Annotated in this window: 19 protein-coding genes; 9 read left to right on the top strand and 10 right to left on the bottom strand. The window is 73.0% G+C overall.

All coding sequences use genetic code 11. From position 1 onward, the window contains the following. Positions 1-133: 133 nt before the first annotated feature. Complete coding sequence (locus AC1DW8_RS18460) at positions 134-1,516, bottom strand: NAD(P)/FAD-dependent oxidoreductase (RefSeq protein ID WP_478095436.1); 1,383 nt, start codon at positions 1,514-1,516, stop codon at positions 134-136. A gap of 152 nt (positions 1,517-1,668) precedes the next feature. Between AC1DW8_RS18460 and AC1DW8_RS18465 the strand changes: the two genes are divergently transcribed. Further along, positions 1,669-3,024: an aspartate aminotransferase family protein gene (locus AC1DW8_RS18465; protein WP_478095437.1), complete on the top strand. Its 1,356-nt coding sequence runs from the start codon at positions 1,669-1,671 to the stop codon at positions 3,022-3,024. Positions 3,025-3,042: 18 nt separating this feature from the next. Here the strand turns inward: AC1DW8_RS18465 and AC1DW8_RS18470 are convergent, their stop codons facing one another. Both AC1DW8_RS18470 and AC1DW8_RS18475 read right to left on the bottom strand, forming a co-directional pair. After that, the gene (locus tag AC1DW8_RS18470; RefSeq protein ID WP_478095438.1) at positions 3,043-3,801 is read right to left on the bottom strand and encodes a YqjF family protein; all 759 of its coding nucleotides are present in this window, start codon (positions 3,799-3,801) and stop codon (positions 3,043-3,045) included. A 44-nt stretch (positions 3,802-3,845) separates the two neighbouring features. Beyond that, positions 3,846-4,328 (bottom strand): P-loop nucleotide/nucleoside kinase family protein, encoded by a 483-nt coding sequence (locus AC1DW8_RS18475; RefSeq protein ID WP_478095439.1) that lies wholly within the window; start codon positions 4,326-4,328, stop codon positions 3,846-3,848. Positions 4,329-4,384: 56 nt separating this feature from the next. Between AC1DW8_RS18475 and AC1DW8_RS18480 the strand changes: the two genes are divergently transcribed. The 6 genes from AC1DW8_RS18480 to AC1DW8_RS18505 all read left to right on the top strand — a co-directional run bounded on the left by AC1DW8_RS18480 (position 4,385) and on the right by AC1DW8_RS18505 (position 10,585). After that, positions 4,385-5,365 (top strand): L-lactate dehydrogenase, encoded by a 981-nt coding sequence (locus tag AC1DW8_RS18480; protein ID WP_056822669.1) that lies wholly within the window; start codon positions 4,385-4,387, stop codon positions 5,363-5,365. 7 nt (positions 5,366-5,372) lie between these two features. Beyond that, on the top strand, positions 5,373-6,431 hold the full coding sequence (locus AC1DW8_RS18485) for a glycerophosphodiester phosphodiesterase family protein (RefSeq protein ID WP_478095440.1): 1,059 nt from the start codon (positions 5,373-5,375) through the stop codon (positions 6,429-6,431). A gap of 34 nt (positions 6,432-6,465) precedes the next feature. Continuing rightward, positions 6,466-7,176 carry a TetR/AcrR family transcriptional regulator gene (locus AC1DW8_RS18490; protein ID WP_478095441.1) on the top strand — a complete coding sequence of 237 codons (711 nt, stop codon included), beginning with the start codon at positions 6,466-6,468 and terminating at the stop codon, positions 7,174-7,176. A 30-nt stretch (positions 7,177-7,206) separates the two neighbouring features. Next, positions 7,207-8,031, top strand: coding sequence for a thioesterase family protein (locus AC1DW8_RS18495; RefSeq protein ID WP_478095442.1), 825 nt, complete (start codon positions 7,207-7,209; stop codon positions 8,029-8,031). Positions 8,032-8,215: 184 nt separating this feature from the next. Next, positions 8,216-9,592 carry a L,D-transpeptidase family protein gene (locus AC1DW8_RS18500; protein WP_478095443.1) on the top strand — a complete coding sequence of 459 codons (1,377 nt, stop codon included), beginning with the start codon at positions 8,216-8,218 and terminating at the stop codon, positions 9,590-9,592. 69 nt (positions 9,593-9,661) lie between these two features. After that, positions 9,662-10,585 carry a helix-turn-helix transcriptional regulator gene (locus AC1DW8_RS18505; protein WP_478095444.1) on the top strand — a complete coding sequence of 308 codons (924 nt, stop codon included), beginning with the start codon at positions 9,662-9,664 and terminating at the stop codon, positions 10,583-10,585. A gap of 32 nt (positions 10,586-10,617) precedes the next feature. Here AC1DW8_RS18505 and AC1DW8_RS18510 read toward each other — a convergent pair whose 3' ends face one another. Then, positions 10,618-11,082, bottom strand: a complete 465-nt coding sequence (locus tag AC1DW8_RS18510) for an OsmC family protein (protein ID WP_478095445.1) — start codon at positions 11,080-11,082, stop codon at positions 10,618-10,620. Between the two features lie 49 nt (positions 11,083-11,131). Further along, positions 11,132-12,145, bottom strand: coding sequence for an LLM class flavin-dependent oxidoreductase (locus AC1DW8_RS18515; RefSeq protein ID WP_478095446.1), 1,014 nt, complete (start codon positions 12,143-12,145; stop codon positions 11,132-11,134). Between the two features lie 160 nt (positions 12,146-12,305). Between AC1DW8_RS18515 and AC1DW8_RS18520 the strand changes: the two genes are divergently transcribed. After that, positions 12,306-13,835 carry a hypothetical protein gene (locus AC1DW8_RS18520; protein WP_478095447.1) on the top strand — a complete coding sequence of 510 codons (1,530 nt, stop codon included), beginning with the start codon at positions 12,306-12,308 and terminating at the stop codon, positions 13,833-13,835. Between the two features lie 51 nt (positions 13,836-13,886). Here AC1DW8_RS18520 and AC1DW8_RS18525 read toward each other — a convergent pair whose 3' ends face one another. Beyond that, positions 13,887-14,336 carry a DUF732 domain-containing protein gene (locus tag AC1DW8_RS18525; RefSeq protein ID WP_056772209.1) on the bottom strand — a complete coding sequence of 150 codons (450 nt, stop codon included), beginning with the start codon at positions 14,334-14,336 and terminating at the stop codon, positions 13,887-13,889. Between the two features lie 15 nt (positions 14,337-14,351). Between AC1DW8_RS18525 and AC1DW8_RS18530 the strand changes: the two genes are divergently transcribed. Beyond that, the gene (locus AC1DW8_RS18530; protein ID WP_478095448.1) at positions 14,352-14,633 is read left to right on the top strand and encodes a hypothetical protein; all 282 of its coding nucleotides are present in this window, start codon (positions 14,352-14,354) and stop codon (positions 14,631-14,633) included. 10 nt (positions 14,634-14,643) lie between these two features. Here AC1DW8_RS18530 and AC1DW8_RS18535 read toward each other — a convergent pair whose 3' ends face one another. The 4 genes from AC1DW8_RS18535 to AC1DW8_RS18550 all read right to left on the bottom strand — a co-directional run bounded on the left by AC1DW8_RS18535 (position 14,644) and on the right by AC1DW8_RS18550 (position 18,799). Further along, on the bottom strand, positions 14,644-15,858 hold the full coding sequence (locus tag AC1DW8_RS18535; RefSeq protein ID WP_478095449.1) for a pyridoxal phosphate-dependent aminotransferase: 1,215 nt from the start codon (positions 15,856-15,858) through the stop codon (positions 14,644-14,646). A 186-nt stretch (positions 15,859-16,044) separates the two neighbouring features. Continuing rightward, positions 16,045-16,578, bottom strand: a complete 534-nt coding sequence (locus AC1DW8_RS18540) for a hypothetical protein (protein WP_478095450.1) — start codon at positions 16,576-16,578, stop codon at positions 16,045-16,047. 75 nt (positions 16,579-16,653) lie between these two features. Next, positions 16,654-18,210, bottom strand: a complete 1,557-nt coding sequence (gene mptB / locus AC1DW8_RS18545; RefSeq protein ID WP_478095451.1) for a polyprenol phosphomannose-dependent alpha 1,6 mannosyltransferase MptB — start codon at positions 18,208-18,210, stop codon at positions 16,654-16,656. Beyond that, positions 18,203-18,799 (bottom strand): histidine phosphatase family protein, encoded by a 597-nt coding sequence (locus AC1DW8_RS18550; protein WP_056822682.1) that lies wholly within the window; start codon positions 18,797-18,799, stop codon positions 18,203-18,205. The genes mptB and AC1DW8_RS18550 overlap by 8 nt, the downstream gene beginning before the upstream one ends. Between the last annotated feature and the right edge of the window lies 1 nt (position 18,800).

Here is an 18,800-nt window from a genome sequence, read left to right on the forward strand (position 1 = left end):
AGCGCGCCGTCGCATGACGGAGGCCGTTGTGGCGGCGGGCATCTGGCAGGGTTCGGTGACACCGACGCGGAGCCCGGGTGCCACCGGACAGGTGATGGGGTCACCGGTGGCCGCCCATCGGGGCGGATGGCAGCTACTGGCCGAGCGCCGTCCAGAAGGCCGAGGCGGCCCGGGAGGGGCGGCCGGTGCGGCGCTCCGACCAGTCGGCCGAGGTCATGAGCGCGGTGACGGCGTTGACGCCGAGCCAGCGCAGCGGCTCGGGCTCCCAGTCGCGCGACGTGCGCCCCGCCCAGGGCAGCGTCGCCAGGCCCTCGGGGTCGTCGCCGCGGATCATCGCGGCCAGCGTGCGGCCCGCGAGCGCCGAGGTGGCCACGCCGTCACCGACGTAGCCGCCCGCGAAGGCGAGGCCGGTGTGGCGGTCGTGACGGACCGACGGGAACCAGTCGCGTGGCACGCCGAGGTTGCCGCCCCAGGCATGCGTGAAGGTGACGCCGTCGAGGACGGGGAAGAGCTCGAGGAGGATCCGGCGCAGGGCTGCGTGAACGCGCTCGTCGCGGTCGTAGAGCGGGGAGACCTTGGACGCGTAGTGGTAGGGAGCGCCTCTGCCGCCGAAGGCGATCCGTCCGTCCCGGGTGCGCTGGCCGTAGATCGTCAGGTGCCGGTTGTCGGCGAAGGTCGTGCGCTTGTCGAGGCCGATCTGCGCCCAGGTGTCGTCCGGCAGCGGCTCCGTCGCGGTCATGAGCGAGTAGATCGGTGCGATGGCGCGGCGGCGGCCCGCGACGGTCGGCGTGTAGCCCTCGGTCGCGAGCACGACGTGCTCGGCACGCACCGTGCCGTGCGGCGTGACGACGCGTCGGCTGCGCACGTCGACGGCCGTCGTGCGCTCGTGGACGACGACGCCGCGGCGCTCGACGGCATCGGCGAGCCCGCGGACGAGCCGCGCCGGGTGGATGGCCGCGCAGTGCGGGGTGAACGAGCCGCCGAGCGCGTCGCTGACGCCGGCGACCGCGGTGACCTCGTGCGCGTCGAGGAGACGGTGGTCGTCCTCGCCGAAGCCCCACTCGCGATGGTCGGCGACCTCCTCGCGGACCCGTTCGAGCTGGGCCGGGTTGCGCGCGACCGAGAGGTAGCCGCCCTGGTCGAAGTGGCAGTCGATGCCCTCGGCGTCGGCGATCCGGCCGACGTCGGCGACCGTGTCGTGGAGCAGGTGCTGCATCCGCACCGCCGCGTCGCGCCCGCGCTCGGCGGCCATCCGCTTGAGCGACGCGGGGAAGAGGGCCGAGCACCAGCCACCGTTGCGGCCCGAGGCGCCGAAGCCGGCCACCTCCTTCTCGATGACGGCGACCCGGATCGTCGGGTCGGCAGCGACGAGGTGGTAGGCAGTCCACAGGCCCGTGTAGCCGGCCCCGACGACGGCGACGTCCACGTCGATGTCGCTGTCGAGCGACGGGCGCGGCTCGATGTCGTCGATCGTGTCGTGCCAGAGGCTGAGGCCGCGGTAACCGCTCGGGGGCATGGGCGGGATCATGCCACCTCCCAGGCCCTCCGCAAGCCCTGGGAACCTGTGCCTTTTCGCTTGAATCCCCTTCCAACACCTACGGAATCCGCGGTCCGGCGAGGTTTGGGCCATCACTTCCGCCGCGTCGCTCGGCGGGGCATGATGCGGGCATGAGCACCGTGGATCGCGTCCGTCTCGCCGAGCTGCACGCCCGAGAGCGGACAGCCTTCTCCGGGGCGCGGCCACGCTCCCGGGCCCTGGCCGAGCAGGCGGCCGCACACATGCCCGGCGGCGTCCCGATGAGCTGGATGGTCAAGTGGCCGGGCGACTTCCCGGTCTTCGTCGAGCACGCCGAGGGGGCGCACTTCACGTGCGTCGACGGCATCGACCACGTCGACCTCTGCCTCGGTGACACGGGGGCGATGATGGGGCACTCCCCCGCACCGACGGTCGAGGCCGTGACCCGTCAGCTCTCCCGCGGGATCACGACGATGCTGCCCACCGAGGACGCCATCGCGGTCTCGACCGGCCTCGCCGAGCGCTTCGGTCTGCCCTACTGGCAGTTCACGCTGACCGCCACGGACGCCAACCGCCACGCGATCCGCTACGCCCGCCACCTCACCCGTCGCAGCAAGGTCGTCGTCCACAACTGGTGCTACCACGGCTCCGTCGACGAGGCCTTCGCGACGCTGGGCCCGGACGGCTCAACGGTCGACCGGCGCAGCAACATCGGCGCCCCGGTCGACACGTCGGAGACGACGCGGGTCGTCGAGTTCAACGACCTCGAGGCGCTCGAGCGCGCCCTGGCCCACGGCGACGTCGCGGCGATCCTCGTCGAGCCGGCCCTGACCAACATCGGCATCGTGCTGCCCGACCCCGGCTACAACGAGGGCGTGCGCGAGCTCGCCACCCGCTACGGCGCAGTGCTCGTCAACGACGAGACGCACACGATCTGCGCGGGCCCCGGCGGCTACACCGGCGCGCACGGTCTCGATCCCGACCTGCTCGTCATCGGCAAGTCCATCGGTGGCGGCATCCCCTGCGGCACCTTCGGTTTCACCCGGGACATCGCCGACCGGATCGCTCGTTCCATCGAGCTCGAGGACATCGACGTGGGCGGCATCGGCGGCACGCTCGCCGGCAACGGGCTGTCGATGGCGGCCATGAAGGCCACGCTCGAGCAGGTCATGACGGCCGAGGCGTTCGAGCACATGGTGCCGCTCGCCGACGCGTGGGCCGACGGGGTGCAGGCCGGCATCGACGCGGTCGGTGCCGACTGGCACGTCACGCGGCTCGGCGCGCGGGCGGAGTACAACTTCTCGGGCCGCCCCTCGCACGACGGCCAGGAGGCGCACGACGCCGACGACTTCGAACTGCAGCAGTACCTCCACCTCTACGCCCTCAACCGCGGGATCCTCCTGACGCCCTTCCACAACATGGCGCTGATGAGCCCGGCCACGAGCGCCGCCGACGTCGAGGCGCACACGACGATGTTCGGCGAGTGCCTCCACGAGCTCTTCGCGTGAGCCGTCACGACCTGGGCGTCACGCCACCCGGGCCGGGCGCCCGAACCGCGTGGCCACTCCGGGTGACCACAACGCGCGCAGCCGCGGCCCGGCCGGGGTGACACCGCTCGCCCCGAGAAGGTCGTCGGCGAGCTCGACGACGTCGGCGGCATACAACGGCCACGGCCCGTGCTCGTTGGGCACCCAGAGCGTGCGCCCGGCGACGCGGGTGTGGGCGCCCCAGCGGGCCGTGAGCCAGGTCTCGAGCGGCGTCGGCTCGACCGGCTCACCGACGCGGACCGTGAGGAGGCTGCGCAGTCCGCGGGCCGGGGCTCGGCGCCGGCTCGTGTAGGTCACGACGTCACCGTCGCGGCGCAGCCGCATCCGGGCCCACGTGTAGGGGATCCCGAGGCCGGCGCGAGCGCCGAGGACGACGAGGGACCGCTCGGTCTCGAGCGAGCGGAAGAGCACACCGTGGTGCCCGGCGTCGTCGACCGAGTAGAGCCGGATGTTCGTCTCGAGGAAGCTGCCGAGCCAGGGCAGCCGAGGTGAGGGCGCCCGACCGAGCCGCATGCCGTCCATGACGAAGGGGACGAGCGCGACGTACGTGCGCCCGTCGGCGAAGACGTCCGGGCGCGTGCCCGCAGGGAAGAGGTGGCGCACGGAGCCCGGGTCGACGGGCCAGTGGACGAACGTCAGGTCGCGCCAGACCTGGTCGAAGACGACGGGCGGGCGCAGCGGCGGGGGCGCCACGGGATAGCCGTCCATCGACGGGACGGCATCCACGGGCAGGTCCACGACCCCATCGTCACACGCCGGGACCCGCCGACCCTCGACACGCCTCAGGAGCCCGGAGGGGCGTCGTAGCGGGACCGCTCCTCCTCGGACGGGGCGTGCCACCACGGCAGGTAGGCGTCGAGCTGCGCGCGCGTGATGGGCACGGAGCCGGGGGAACCGTCGCGGTTGCGACGCTCGATCCGCGCCCAGAGCTCCTCGACGGGCAGGTCGAGCACGTGCAGCTCGACCCCGACGCCGAGGGCCCGGGCCGCGACGCGCTTCTCCTCACGCTCGGCTTCCGCCCAGAGCCCGTACTCGAGCACGACGCTCACGCCGAGGCGCAGGAGCCGTCGGGTGTCGTCCCAGAGCCGGTGCTCGAGCAGGTCGCGGAAGGTGCCGTCGAGCGGGTCGATGCGCAGGTCGCGCAGCCACTCGTCGGGGCTCATCCGCACGGCGGGACGCTCGGTCTCGAGACGCCTCGCCAGCGTCGTCTTGCCCGCGCCGGGCAGCCCGACGACGAGGACGAGCCGCGGTCCCTCACCAGTCATGCCGTCAGGCTGACACACTCGCAGCGACGACGTGCACGAGCGACGGAGGACCGACGATGACCGTGGAGACACCGGCAGGCAGCACCCGCCGCCGCACGACGAAGCTCGGGATCGTCGGGGCCGGCGCCGTCGGCGCCACGCTGGCGTATGCCGCGTTGATGCGTGGTGTCGCCCAGAACGTCGCGCTGTTCGACGTCAACAGCGCCAAGGTGCGCGCCGAGGCGCTCGACCTCAGCCACGGCATCCAGTTCGTCCCGATGGCTCACGTCGACGGCTCCGACGACGTCGAGGTGCTGGCCGACTCCGACGTCATCGTCTTCACGGCGGGGGCCAAGCAGAAGCCCGGGCAGTCCCGGCTCGACCTCGCCGAGTCGACGATCGGCATCATGCGGGCGATCCTGCCGCGGCTCGTCGAGGTCGCTCCCGACGCCGTGCACGTCATGGTGACCAACCCCGTCGACGTCGTGACGTATGCCGCGCTCCAGGTGTCCGGGCTGCCGGCCGAGCGGCTCTTCGGATCGGGCACGGTCCTCGACTCGTCGCGGCTGCGCTTCCTCCTCGCCGGGCACACGGGCGTCGCAGCCCAGAGCGTGCACGCGTACGTCATCGGCGAGCACGGAGACTCCGAGCTGCCGCTGTGGTCGTCCGCGACCATCGGCTCCGTGCCGCTCCTGCAGTGGCGCACGTCGGACGGACGCATCGCCCTCGACGAGGAGGCCCGCGACCGCATCGCGACCGACGTCGTGCAGTCGGCCTACCGCGTCATCGAGGGCAAGGGCGCGACGAACTACGCGATCGGCCTCGCCGCCACGCGCATCATCGAGGCGGTCCTCTACGACGAGCGCCGCATCCTGCCCGTCTCGTCGCTGCTCGACGACTACTACGGCATCAGCGACGTCTGCCTGTCGGTGCCGGCGATCGTCCACGCCGGCGGCGTCGGTGACCGGGTCGAGGTGCCGATGACCGACGATGAGCTGTCGGGCCTGCGGGCGTCCGCGGATGCCGTGCGTGCGACGGCCCGGCGCTTCGGTTTCTGACGACGTGGTGGACACGCGAGGAGTGCCGCGTCCGGGTGCCGTGACGGCGCTCGGCGGCGGGATCGTCCTTGCCCTCGCTCTCGGCGTGGCCGGCTGCGCGGGCGACGGAGGGGCTCCCGCGGACGCCCCGACCAGACTGGCCCGCACCTTCGACCTCCAGGCGCACCGCGGCGGCGCGGACCTGACCTCGGAGAACACCCTGGAGGCCTTCTCGCGCGCGCTCGACATCGGCGTCACGACCCTCGAGCTCGACGCGCAGGTCACCCGCGACGGTGCCGTCGTCGTCGCCCACGACAACCGGGTCAACCCCGACACGTGCCGCGACACGTCGCCGGCGGCCCCGTCCGACGACCTCTTTCCTTACTCCGGCAAGCCCTTCCGGCTCCTGACGCTCGCGCAGGTGCGCACGCTCGACTGCGGCTACCAACCGACCCCCGAACACCCGGACCAGCGCGCCGTGTCCGGCGCGACGGTGCCCGAGCTCCGCGAGGTCGTCGACCTGCTGCGCGAGCGCGGCGCCGACGACGTCGGGCTCAACGTCGAGATCAAGGTGCAGGCGGACGACCTCGGGCTCACCGTGCCGCGTGCCGCGTACGCGGCGAAGGTGTGGGCCGTGCTCGACGAGGGCGGCGTCGCGGGCCGGGCGACGATCCAGTCGTTCGACTGGGCGAGCCTGACCGCGGTCCACCGCATCGCGCCCCGAGCCCGGCTCGTCGCCCTCGTCTCCCCCGAGCGGCTCGAGCGGGGCAAGGAGGGCGCGTCCCCGTGGCTGGGCGGCATCGACATCGACGACGTGGGCGGCGACGTCGTGCGCGCCGCCTCCCGCATCGCCGGTGTCGTCGCCCTGTCGCCGCGGCAGGACCTCCCCGTCGATGCCGCGCTCGTCCGTTCGGCGCACGCCGCGGGGCTCGCCGTCGTGCCGTGGACCGTCGACGACGAGGACGACATGGGTCGTCTCGTCGACCTCGGCGTCGACGGCCTCATCACCAACCGCCCCGACCTGCTCCGCACCGTGCTGACCCAGCGCGGCCTCGCGACACCCCCGTCCCATCCCGCAGCCGGGTGAGGCCCGCCGGGACGCCCCGGAGCATGATGGGGCTGTGAGCACGTCCGCCGCCTTCGACGCCGACCCGGCACCCGGCACGGCACCCGACCCGTCGGGCACCCCGCCGGCGCGGGCGACGTACCACCACGGTGACCTGCGCCGGGCCCTGCTCGAGGCGGGCACCGACCTCGCCCGCGAGGGCGGGCCCGACAAGGTCGTCCTGCGCGAGGCGACGCGCCGCGTCGGGGTCTCGGCCAACGCGGCATACCGCCACTTCGCCGACCGTGACGCGCTGCTGGGCGAGGTCGTCTCCCGCGCCCAGGCGCGTGCCGCGGACGTCATCGGCGCCACGATGGACGCCGTGCCCGACGACCTCGAGGCGGGCCAGCGGGCGCGTGCCCGCTTCCGGGCCGTCGGCGTCGGCTACCTGCGGTTCGCGATGGACGAGCCGGGCCTGTTCCGTGCGGCGTTCGCCGTGCCGGTCGACCTCAGCCGGGCCGCCTCCCCGGACGCGGCCGGCGCGAGCGGGCGCACCCCCTTCCAGCTGCTCGCCGACTCCCTCGACGCCATGGTCGACGCCGGCGTCATGTCCGACGACGAGCGTCCCGGTGCCGAGCTGCTCGCGTGGTCGGCCGTCCACGGCATGGCCATGCTCGCCCTCGAGGGGCCGCTGCGCGACCTGCCGCCCGGCGCCGTCGACGAGCTCGCGCCGCGTCTCGTCCGCATGGTCGACCTCGGGCTCGGCCTCTCCGACGGCGCGGTCTGAGCGGCACCCACCGACACCTAGGGTGGGCGGGTGACCAGCGAGACCCGCGACAGCACCGGCTTCGAGCTCGACCGCGACACCCCGGCCTTCTACCGCCGGCTGGACCGCGGCCTCTACGCCCCGACCGTGCACGTGCAGGGCGCCTGGCGCGACGACGAGCAGCACATGGCTCCCGTCAGCGGCATCCTCGCCCACGAGATCGACCTCCACGAGCCACGCGAGGGGATGCAGCTGGCCCGCATCTCCTTCGACATCCTCGGCATGATCCCGGCTCGACCGAGCCGGGTCGAGGTGCGCACGACGCGCCCCGGTCGCACCATCGAGCTCGTCGAGGCGACGATGCTCGTCGACGACCGCCCCGTCGTGCGCGCCCACGCGTGGAGGCTCGCCGCCCACGACTCCGAGCCCGTGGCCGGCGTCGAGCTCGAGCCGATCCCCGGACCCGACGAGATGCGCCCCTGGGAGGGGGCCGACACGTGGGAGGGCGGCTACATCGAGGGGCTTGAGTTCCGGGTCGACGCCGAGCGTCGCCCGGGCCGGACCCGGGCCTGGATCCGCGCGCTCAACCCCCTCGTCGACGGCGAGACCTGCTCTCCCACAGCCGATCTCGTGCGCCTCGCCGACACCGCCAACGGCATCGCCGTGCGCGTCTCGCCGCGGGAGTGGATGTTCCCCAACGTCGACCTCAGCGTGCACCTCTTCCGCGAGCCGGTCCGCGGGTGGGTCGGTTTCGACACCCGGGTGACGATGGGCCTGACAGGTCTCGGGCTGACCTCGACGACGTTGCACGACGAGCGCGGCCCCGTCGGTCGCGCCGAGCAGATCCTCACGGTCCGCCGCCTCCCGGGGGCCTGAGCCCCTCCCCTCCGGACCGGTCGCCGGACCGCGACAACCTTTCGGCGCGCCGACGCGTCTGGGGAGGTGTCGGCACGCCGCGCCAAAGCCCGGTCGGCCTGCCACAATGAAGGGCGCGATCGCGCCGACTCACACCCGCCGTCGCGCGGTCAGGACACCAGGGGACACCATGAGGACCATCCGCATGGACAGGAATCGCACCGTGGGCAGCGTCGCTGCCTCGCTCGCGGTCATCGCACTCGCCGTGACGGCTCCGGCCGCCCGTGCCGACGACCTGACCGGCACGCCGACACCGCCCGGCACCTCGACGTCCACGGGCTCGACCGGCTCGACCGGCGGAAGCACCGTCGCCGACGCGACGACGACCACGACCTCCAGCAGCACGGCGACGACCACGACGACGCCGTCCACCACGACGTCGACCACGACGACGTCGAGCCCCACGACGACGACCCCGCCGCCGCCCGCACCGAGCCCCGTCGTCATCGCGGCCGGCAGCTCCGGCTGGAAGGTCAAGGACCTCCAGGTGCGCCTGCGCCTCGTCAAGGCGTCGTACTGGACGTATGCCGTCTCCGGCTACTACGGGTGGACGCTCGGCCAGAAGGTCCTCGCCTTCCAGACCGACCAGTCACTGCCCCGCACCGGCGTCGTCGACCAGCGCACCTGGAGCCGGCTCGTCGCCCTCACCGCGACCACGACCCGTCTCAAGGAGGGCTCGTCCGGCTACGCCGTCAAGGACCTCCAGTCGCGCCTGCGCGCCGTCAAGGCGTCCTACTGGTCCTACGCCGTGTCCGGCTACTACGGCTGGACCCTCGGTCAGAAGGTGCTCACCTTCCAGCGCGACCAGAACCTCCCCCAGTCCGGGGTGCTCGACCAGCGCACGTGGAGCCGGCTCGTCTCGATGTCGACGTCCCCGGTCGTGCTCAGCAGCACGGCGGCCGCTGCCAACGTCCGCGAGCTCCAGCGACGCCTCGGCGCCAAGGGCCTGTGGCCGTATGCGTTCTCCGGCACCTACGGCTGGACGCTCGGCCAGAAGGTGCTCGCCTTCCAGCGCGCCTACGACGTGCCGCAGTCGGGTGTCGTCGACAGCCGCACGTGGGCGCGCCTGCGGGCCCTGACCTACACGCCCGGCACCTTCGACCAGCACCGCTACTACGCGGGCCTGCGCCCGCTCGTGCCGACGCTCTCCTCGCTCGACAAGCGCTGCCGCACCGGCCGGGTCATGTGCGTCGACAAGTCGACGCGCACCCTGACGTGGGTCGTGAACGGCAAGCCGCTCACGGCCATGTGGGCCCGCTTCGGTCGTCCGGGCAAGGAGACGCGCGAGGGCACCTTCAGCGTCTCCCGGAAGTACGAGTACGTCATCTCCAACCTCTACTTCACGCCGATGCCCTACTCGATGTTCTTCTCCGGCGGACAAGCCGTGCACTACTCGTCGAACTTCGCGCGGCTCGGCTACGCCAGCGCGAGCCACGGCTGCGTCAACATCGCCGACCACGCGCAGGTCAAGGCGCTCTTCTTCGCGGTGCGCATCGGTGACAAGGTCGTCGTCTACCCCTGAGCGGGCGGCCTTGCCGACAGAGCAAACCCGATCAAGTACGCGTGGGGCCGGGTCGCGCAGGATCGTGACGTGACCGGCTCCCGTGACACCTTCAGCGCCTGGCTGGACGTGCTCGTCGACACCCTCGACGAGCCCGATCTGACCGATGAGCAGATCGCGGGCCGGCTGCACCTGTCACGGTTCCACCTCGACCGCATCGTCAGCGCGGGCGCAGGCGAGGCGCCGAGCTCCCTGCGCCGCAGGGTGCTGCTCGAGCGTTCGGCCTACCGCCTCGCGGCGAGCCGCCTCTCCGTCCTCGACGTCGCCGTCGAGGCGGGCTACGGCTCGCACGAGGCGTTCACCCGGGCGTTCCGTCGCGCCTACGGCACGACGCCGAGCGCGTGGCGCGGACGTCCGGGGACGATCCGTCTCGAGGCGGCCAACGACATCCACTTCCACCCGCCCGGCGGCATGCGCCTCCCGGCCCAGCGAAAGGTCACTGCCATGGACCTCGTGCAGAGGATGGTCGAGCACCACATCTGGCTGACCGGCCAGCTCATCGAGTGCGCCGGCCAGCTCACCGACGAACAGCTCGACGAGCCGATCGTCATCAACGTCGACGACGATCCCGACCCGTCGACCCTGCGGCGCATCATCAGCCGGCTCGTCGGCCAGATGGCGATGTGGAACGCGACGATGGCGAGCCGCGACTACGACTTCTCCGTCGAGGAGCACGAGTCGCTGACGTCGGCGCGCCGCCGTCTCGCCGACGCCGCACCCGTCTTCCTCGGCCACGTGCGAGACGCGATCGAGGAGGGTCGGCTCGACGACGTCTTCGTCGACGCGTCGTGCGACCCGCCCTACGTCTGCTCCAACGGCGCGATGGTCGCGCACGTCCTGACGTTCGCGGCGCACCGGCGCACCCTCGCGGTGCGCGCGCTCGACAAGCACGGGGTCAGCCGGCTCGGGTGGGGCGACCCCATCGAGTGGCTCGACGCCGCCCACCACGCCTGACGGCATACGCCCCCGGGGACGGCGGGTCTCGGTCACTCGACGGTGGTCGTGACCTGCTGCCCGAGCTCGACGGTGCGGCTCACGGTGCACCACTCGTCGTGCGAGCGCTTGACGAGCTTGGGCAGCATCTCGCGCGCCGCGTCGCCGCCGTCACCCTCGGGGAAACGCACCCGGAAGCGCACCTCGATGTCCTGGAGGTGGTTGCCGTGCTCGTCCTTGACCTTGTCGGCCGTCACCTCGATCTCGAACTGCTCGGGCTCGGCGCGGCGCGTCGTCACGGTGTCGACGTCGACCGCGGTGCAGCCGGCGATGCCGGCGAGGAGCAGCTCGACCGGCGAGAGCTCCTCGGTGCCGGAGCTCAACGTGATCGAGCCTCCGCGGTCGTTGCGGGCCGTGTAGCGGCCGACGCTGTCGCGGGTCAGGGTGACGCGGCGCAGGTCCTTCGGGTCTCTCGCGGTCGTGCTCGCGGTCGTGCTCTCGGTCGTGCTCTCGGTCATGGTGCAAGCCTCTCAGAGGTGGGGGGTGGCGGCTCGTCGCGTCCGTCGCTCAGAGCCAGGCGTCGGCGAGCAGCTCGTAGGAGCGCAGCCGTGCCTCGTGGTCGTGGGCGCCGCACGTGACGATGACCTCGTCGACGCCCGTGGCCTCGACGAAGCCGGCGAGACCGTCGCGCACCTCGTCGGGCGTGCCGACGAGCGAGACCCGCGTCATCTCGCTCACGGCCTGGCGCTCGGCCGGCGACCACTGCGCCATGAGGCTCGCGATGTCGCCCTCCGGCTCGGGCAGACCGGCCCGTCGGCCGGTGACGATGCCGTGGAAGCGCTGGAGCACGCTCGTGAAGAGCCGCTCGGCCTCGGCCGTCGTGTCGGCGACCATGACGTTGACGCCGGCCATCGAGCGGGGGGCGTCGAGGCCGCCTGGCTCGGTCGACGGGGTGAAGCGGGAGCGGTAGACCTCGAGCGCGCTCATCAGCGCGGCCGGCGCGAAGTGCGAGGCGAAGGAGTAGGGCAGGCCGAGGGCGGCGGCCGCCTGGGCGCCCCCGTGGCTCGACCCGAGGATCCAGATCGGCACGTGGGTGCCTTCACCGGGGATGGCGCGGACCTTGGCGTCGGGGTCCGGGTCGCCGAGGTAGCCGATGAGCTCCTCGACCTCGCCGGCGAAGTTCATCGCGGCGGCCTCGTTGCGGCGCAGGGCGCGGGTCGTGAAGGGGTCGGTGCCCGGAGCGCGGCCGAGCCCGAGGTCGATGCGGCCCGGGTGGATCGTGGCGAGCGTGCCGAACTGCTCGGCAACGACGTACGGCGCGTGGTTCGGCAGCATGATGCCGCCGGCGCCGACGCGGATGGTCTCGGTCTGGTCGGCGACGTGGCCGATGAGCACGGCTGTCGAGCTCGACGCGACCCCGCGCATGTTGTGGTGCTCGGCCATCCAGTAGCGCTGGTAGCCCCACTTCTCGGCGTGCCTCGCGATGTCGACCGTCGAGGCGATGGCCTCACCGGCCGTGCCACCGTCGAGGACGGGGACGAGATCGAGGATGTTCAGCTGGGCTCTCGGGGCAGGACTCACGTGGGTGCCAACGGGCCGGCCGGGCCGCCGTATTCCGGGACGCGCGGTCCGGGCCGGCCCCTGCGAGCGTCTGCGAGGCGGGCACCGGATGCGGTGGAGGCACTCTTTGGGTACCTATGGATCACCGACACCGACGGCAGGTCCGTGTCGTCCCGACCCCGTGAGCGCCACCACCATGTCGACCGAGACCATCGCCCCCGCCTCCGAAGGCCGAGGTGTGCGCCTGCCGGGCGCCACGCCGCGACTCGGCGTGCGCCTGCGCGTCGTCGCCGTCATCGCCGCCGCGTTCCTCGTGACCGAGGGGGTCGCTCAGGCGGTCACTCCCTTCATCCGCCAGGACGACTGGGCGTTCCTGCTGCCCGAGGGCTCTCCGGGGGCGGTCCCCCCGTCGTACTACAACGTCAGCGAGGGGCGCTGGCTCAACTCCGGCTGGTGGTGGCTGGTCGGTCAGCACGGCACCGTCACGACCGCCGCCCTGACGTATGCCGCCGCCTACGCGCTGCTCGTGGCGGGCATCTGGCGGCTGCTCCACCGGGCCGGGGTGCGCCCGCGACCCGCCGTCGACGCTCTCCTCGGCGTGGCGCTCTTCGCCTCGCCGGTCTGGGTCCAGCTGCTCTACTGGCCCGGGGCGCTGACGCCCTCGGCCCTCGTGGCCGCCGGGGCGGTCTGGCTCCTGCCCCGAGCCGCTCGCTCGGGGCGGTGGCTCGCGGTCTGGCTCGTCCTGAGCGGCATCGCCGCCGTGCTCACCTATCCGCCGATCGCCCTCGTGCTGCTCGTCCTCGCCGTCGTGTCGCTCCGTGACGCCCCGTGGCGCAAGGTGCTTCTCGTCGTCGTCGGCTGGGCCGCCGGGTTCGCCGCTGGTGTCGCGGTGGCCTACGCGCTCAACTGGGTCGTCAACGGGCACTTCGGCATCGAGGTCGCCGCCTGGCGTCAGGCCAACCCGTTGACCTCGCTCGACGCCCTCGGCGTCAACGCCGGTCGGTGGCTGTCGGCCACGGGCTCGCTCTGGGCCGCGCAGTGGTGGGTCGCACTCGTCGCCGTCGTCGCCGTCGCCCTCGGCTGGAGGGACCCGCTCGTCCGCCCCCGGCTGCAGCGTCTCCTCCTCGCTCTCGCCGTCGCGTGCGGCGTCGACGCCGCGCAGACCCTCGCGACCGGCCTCGTCACCGAGGCCCGCGGTCAGCTGTGGACGTGGTTCGCGGCGGTGCTGGCCGTCGCGCTGCTCCTCGTCGACCGCGGTGCGGGCTCCAGGGCGCACGTCGGACCAGTGCCCACCAGGCAGCCCGGGATACCGCCCACCGCACGCGTCGCGACGGCGCTGCTCGCGGTGCTCGCCGGGTGCGGGGTCCTGACGTGGCGCGCCGACATCGGCAGGCACCAGGACACGCGCCGGCAGTATGCCGCGATGGCCGAGGCCGCGACGGCGCACCCGACCGGGACCGCCCCGCCGACCGTCGTCGTCTACCAGGACCCCGCGCTCAAGGACACCCGCTCGGGCCGGCTCATGGCGAGCACCCTGTTCATGGCCGTCCGTCTCGAGCAGGACGGCCGCGTGCCACGCTGGTGCATCGGCATCGAGTGCCGGGAGATCGCGGCGCGGTCGACGGCGGGGCCGGTCGTCGACCTGGGTCGGGCCGGGAGCCTGCCCGGCATCGTCGGCATCGTCGTGCCGGCACCGCCCGGCTGGATCTGACGATCCGGGGCCGACCTGAGCCCGACCCGAAGACGGCCTCGCGGCGTGCCCTCAGGGCAGCTTCAGCTGGGAGACCTGGTCGTCGTAGTCGGGGCAGAACGCCTGCACGCCGGCGGCCATCAGCTGCTTCGCGCGCAGCGCGTCCCCGGTGTTGCCGAGCGGCTTGTCGCCGTCGTCGACCGCGATCTGGGCCAGCTCGACGCCGCCGTTCTTCAGGGCCCAGCACGTCGTCGTCCCGGTCTCGATGTCGTCGTCGACGGTGGCGCCCGTCACCGACGCCCCGAGCTTCTGCGCGGCGAGGACGAACTGCGCCTCCTCAGCCGAGATGCTCGGCCGAGCGTCTGCGATCCCCGCCGGCAGGTCCCCGAGGGTCGGGTCCGACCCGCCACAGGCGGCGAGGGACAGGACGACCACGAGGCCGGCCCCGGCAGCGAGCGTCCCGCGCAGTGCCGAGCGGACGGCATACGGCCGCGGAGCGTGCGCCGGTGTCTTCGTGTTCATCGTTACCCTGAACGCGTGAGCGAGCCCGATCGTCCCCGCGGCGCCGCGTCCGCGCGGCTGGCCGCCGAGGCGCCGATCGCCCGGGGTGCGGTCGTCGCGTCGCTGTCGGCCGTCGTGTTCGGGTTCGTCTTCCTGCCGCAGCTGCTCGGTCTGGCGCTCGCCGGGCTCAGCCTCGTGCGCCGCGAGCCGGGCGGACGCCGACCCGCGCTGCTGGCCGCCGGCATCAGCCTGCTGCTCACCGTCGTGTGGGGCGTCGTGCTCGCCCTGCTCCTCAAGTGGTGGGCCACCTCCCGCTGACCCGACCCGCCTACTGGGAGTACGTCGAGAGGAACTTCTCGAGGCGTCCGACGGCGTCCTCGAGGTCCTCGACGCGCGGCAGGAACACGAGCCGGAAGTGGTCGGGCGTAGCCCAGTTGAAGCCGGTGCCGTGCACGATGAGCATCTTCTGGTCGCGCAGCAGGTCGAGGGCGAAGCGCTCGTCGTCGCGGATGTCGTGGATTTTGGGGTCGAGCCGCGGGAAGAGGTAGAGCGCCCCCTCGGGCTTGGTCACCGACACGCCAGGGATCTGGTTGAGCATCTCCCAGGCGACGTTGCGCTGCTCGAGCAGGCGGCCGCCGGGCAGGATCAGCTCGTTGATCGACTGGTAGCCGCCGAGCGCCACCTGGATCGCGTGCTGCGCCGGGACGTTGGCGCACAGGCGCATGTTGGCGAGGATGTCGAGGCCCTCGAGGTAGTTGCGCGCGTGCTCCTTGGGCCCGGTGATGACGAGCCAGCCCGACCGGAAGCCGGCGACGCGGTAGGCCTTGGAGAGGCCGTTGAAGGTCAGGCAGAGCAGGTCGGGCGCGAGGGCCGCGATCGAGGTGTGCGTCGCGCCGTCGTAGAGGATCTTGTCGTAGATCTCGTCGGCCATGATGATCAGCTCGTGCTCGCGCGCCACCTGGGCGATGGCGTCGAGCACCTCGCGCGGGTAGACGGCGCCGGTCGGGTTGTTCGGGTTGATGACGACGATGGCGCGCGTGCGGTCGGTGATCTTGCTGCGGATGTCGTCGAGGTCGGGCGCCCAGCCGGCCTGCTCGTCGCAGACGTAGTGGACGGCGTTGCCGCCGGCGAGGCTCGCGGCCGCGGTCCACAGCGGGTAGTCGGGGGCCGGGATCAGCACCTCGTCGCCGTTGTCGAGCAGGCCCTGCATCGCCATGACGATGAGCTCGCTGACGCCGTTGCCGAGGTAGATGTCCTCGACGCCGACCGGCGGGAAGTCGCGGACCTCGTAGTGCTGCTTGACGGCGCGCCGGGCCGAGAGGATGCCCTTGCTGTCGCTGTAGCCCTGCGCCGTCGGCAGCTCCTGGATCACGTCGACGAGGATGTCCTCGGGCGCCTCGAAGCCGAACGGAGCCGGGTTGCCGATGTTGAGCTTGAGGATGCGGTGCCCCTCGTCCTCGAGCCGCTTGGCCTCGGCCAGCACGGGACCACGGATCTCGTAACAGACGTTCTGCAGCTTCTTGCTCTGGGTCACCGCGCGCATGTGGACCAGCGTCCCACCGCCGTGTGCCGTCGGCCGCGTCATTCCCACCATGTGACCCGTGCGGTGGATCACGCATCGGTCACGGTCCGTCGTGGGACGCGTGTGACGACGCGGCCACTCGAGTGTGACTGGGCGCTCACTCGAGTGGGGCGGGGCGCTCACTCGAGTGGGGCGGCGGTCAGGCGGTCAGCGCAGGAGGCAGCCGAAGCCACCGGCCGGGCTCGTCGCCGTCAGCGACTCGACGAGCGAGGACTCGGTCGCCGCGACCACGTCGATGGTCAGCGTGTGCCCCGACGCCGTGCGCGTCAGGTGGGCGAAGGCCGGCGGGGCGGCCGGCCGGACGGTCCAGCCGGACTGCTCGAGGTAGCCGACGAGCTCGGCGGCCTGCGGCCCGGTCGAGGGCGGGTAGGTGCGGGTGATGCGCCCGTCGACGCCCTCGCGGCACGGCGGGAGCTCGCTGTGCCCGAGCGGGACGATGGAGCGGTCGAGCACGTCGACCTCGCGCGCGAGCGACTCGTAGGCGGCAACGTCGTCGGCGTGGACGCGGCTCGACCAGGCCCAGCCACCGAAGGCGACCAGGCCGACGAGGAGCACGCCGAGGACGATGGCCGCCGGGCCCGGACGCCGTCGCCTCCGTGCGACCCGCGCGCGCTCAGCGCCGTCGGAGGCGCCGTCAGGGGCGCCGATGGGGGCCTCGTCGACGAAGCCGGAGTCACTCACCGGGACAGTGTCCGGCACCGGGCCCCGTGCCGTCAGGGACCCCGGCAACTGTCGCCGATCCGTGACCCGGCGGCCTCAGCGTCGGACGAGGGGTCGGTCGAGGTCGAGCAGGTGGCGCCAGTCGGTGCGGCGGGCGGTGCGCAGGCCGCGGCGCAGCAGCAGCACGAGGACGACGAGCGCGACCGGGACGCCGACGGCCGTCGTCGTGAGGCCGAGGCTGTAGCCCTCGGGGAGCGTCGCGAAGCAGACGACGGAGGCGACGACAGCGAGGGGCCGTTCGAGCCGCTCCTGCCAGAGGGCCCCGAGCGACACCGCGAAGAACGGGAGCGCCCAGAGGTAGTACCACCCGAGGAAGACCGGGGCGAGCACGACGACGGCGAGCATGGCCCAGGCGATGCCGCGCACCGGCCGCAGGAGCGGCTCGGCCGCGGCATCCTCCGCCGCCAGGCCGCGGGTGTCCGCGGGCTTGAGCGCCGCGAGCCAGACGAGCGCGAGGAGCAGGGCCAGCACGACGAGTCCCACGGCCCGCGCCATCGCGATGCCCGGGTCGCGCCACTCGTCGTGGCCGAGCAGGTGCCCGACGGCACCGACGGCGATACCGATCGAGGTCGGCAGGGAGGTCCACTGCTCGTTCTTGCCCGGGGTCCCCGTCGGGTTGAGCCACGAGAACCCGAGCCCGGTCACGACGCCCCCGAGCGCCAGGGGGACACCCGAGCACAGCACCGTCAGGGCGCCCGCGCGCACGACGTCACCCCAGCGGGCGTATGCCGTGCCGTCCGTCCCCGGGGCCCGTACGGTCGCGACGTGGCGGGCCCAGAGGATGACGACGAACGGCAGCGCGATGACGGCAGTGACCTTGACCATGGCCCCGAGCGCGACGACGACGCAGGCGACGACGAACCGCCCGCGCAGCGCGAGGGCGAGTCCGCCGAGCGCCGCGGCCACCATGAGGGCGTCGTTGTGGGCTCCTCCGACGAAGTGCGCGCCGACGAGCGGCACCGCGACGCCGAGCCAGAGCGCCCGGACCGGTGACCAGCCGATCCGGCGGGCGACGTCGGGCACGGCCCAGGCCATGATGACGACCCCGGCGACGGCGAGCAGGCGCAGCAGCAGGAGCGCGACCCACAGCTCACCCGAGACCGACGCGGCGGCCCGGGCGAGGAGCAGCCAGACGGGTCCGTAGGGTGTCGGGCTGTCGAGCCACGTCGGCGCCGTCGAGGCGCGCCACGGCGAGTCGAGCTCGCGGACGACGTGGTCGTAGGGGCTGAGGCCCTGGTCCCAGAGCAGACCCTGGGCGGCGTAGGAGTAGAGGTCGCGGCTGTAGAGCGGCATCGCGGCGACGAGCGGCGCGAACCACAGGGCGATCGTCACCCACCACCAGCGCACCGACACGTCGGCGTCACGGAGTCGCCACCAGGCGAGGACGAGCAGGCCCATCGCGAGGACCGCGACGGTGGCGAGCAGGGGTGAGCCACCCTTCGGCGTCCACCAGGCGACGCCCGGCCAGAGCACCCCGGTGTTGAGCCGCGGCAGGGCACCCGAGCCCCACGAGGCGACCGCGAGCACGACGCCGGCGACGGCACCGGCCCAGCGCCACCGGCCGGGGGCGAGGGCAGGCCGCGCCTCAGCCATGCGTGACCGGTTCGTCACCCCACGCGAGCAGGCGCCACCCGGCCTCGGGGTCACCCTCCATCGTCACGACGTGCGCGTTGTCGAGCCTGCGACCGTCGAAGAAGTCGGCCGGCAGGCTGAGCGCGGCCGAGCACCACACGCGCATGGCGGCCCCGTGGCTCACGGCGAGGGCGGACTCGTGGCCGTCGGCGGCGATGCGCGCGATCGCCGCGTCGTAGCGCTCCATGAAGCCGGCACCGCTGTCGCCGCCGGGGATCGTGTGGTCGGGCTCGTCGCGCCAGCGGATGACCGCGTCGATGTAGGGCTGCCACTCGGTCGACATCTCGTAGTCGCCGGCCTGGATCTCGCGCAGCCCGGGCAGCACGACCATCTCGAGACCGAGCATCTCGGCGAGCGGCGCCGCGGTCTGCTGGGTGCGCACGAGGTCCGAGGTGTAGATCGCGCCGAGGTCCTCACCGCCGAGGCGGTCGGCGAGGGCCCGCGCCTGAGCCCGGCCCTCGTCGGTGAGGTCGAGGCCGGGGACGGCCGTGTCGAGCTGACGGGCGACGTTGGCGTGGGTCTGGCCGTGTCGCACGAGGTAGAGCCGCACG

The sequence above is a fragment of the Terrabacter sp. P2_E3 genome (assembly GCF_056403915.1).

What these genes read in the sequence shown, in the direction of transcription:
- AC1DW8_RS18460 (WP_478095436.1), bottom strand. Translation starts at nt 1,516, where the DNA reads ATGCCCCCGAGCGGTTACCGCGGCCTCAGCCTCTGGCACGACACGATC.
- AC1DW8_RS18465 (WP_478095437.1), top strand. Translation starts at nt 1,669, where the DNA reads ATGAGCACCGTGGATCGCGTCCGTCTCGCCGAGCTGCACGCCCGAGAG.
- AC1DW8_RS18475 (WP_478095439.1), bottom strand. Translation starts at nt 4,328, where the DNA reads ATGACTGGTGAGGGACCGCGGCTCGTCCTCGTCGTCGGGCTGCCCGGC.
- AC1DW8_RS18480 (WP_056822669.1), top strand. Translation starts at nt 4,385, where the DNA reads ATGACCGTGGAGACACCGGCAGGCAGCACCCGCCGCCGCACGACGAAG.
- AC1DW8_RS18500 (WP_478095443.1), top strand. Translation starts at nt 8,216, where the DNA reads ATGGACAGGAATCGCACCGTGGGCAGCGTCGCTGCCTCGCTCGCGGTC.
- AC1DW8_RS18510 (WP_478095445.1), bottom strand. Translation starts at nt 11,082, where the DNA reads ATGACCGAGAGCACGACCGAGAGCACGACCGCGAGCACGACCGCGAGA.
- AC1DW8_RS18525 (WP_056772209.1), bottom strand. Translation starts at nt 14,336, where the DNA reads ATGAACACGAAGACACCGGCGCACGCTCCGCGGCCGTATGCCGTCCGC.
- AC1DW8_RS18535 (WP_478095449.1), bottom strand. Translation starts at nt 15,858, where the DNA reads ATGCGCGCGGTGACCCAGAGCAAGAAGCTGCAGAACGTCTGTTACGAG.
- mptB (WP_478095451.1), bottom strand. Translation starts at nt 18,210, where the DNA reads ATGGCTGAGGCGCGGCCTGCCCTCGCCCCCGGCCGGTGGCGCTGGGCC.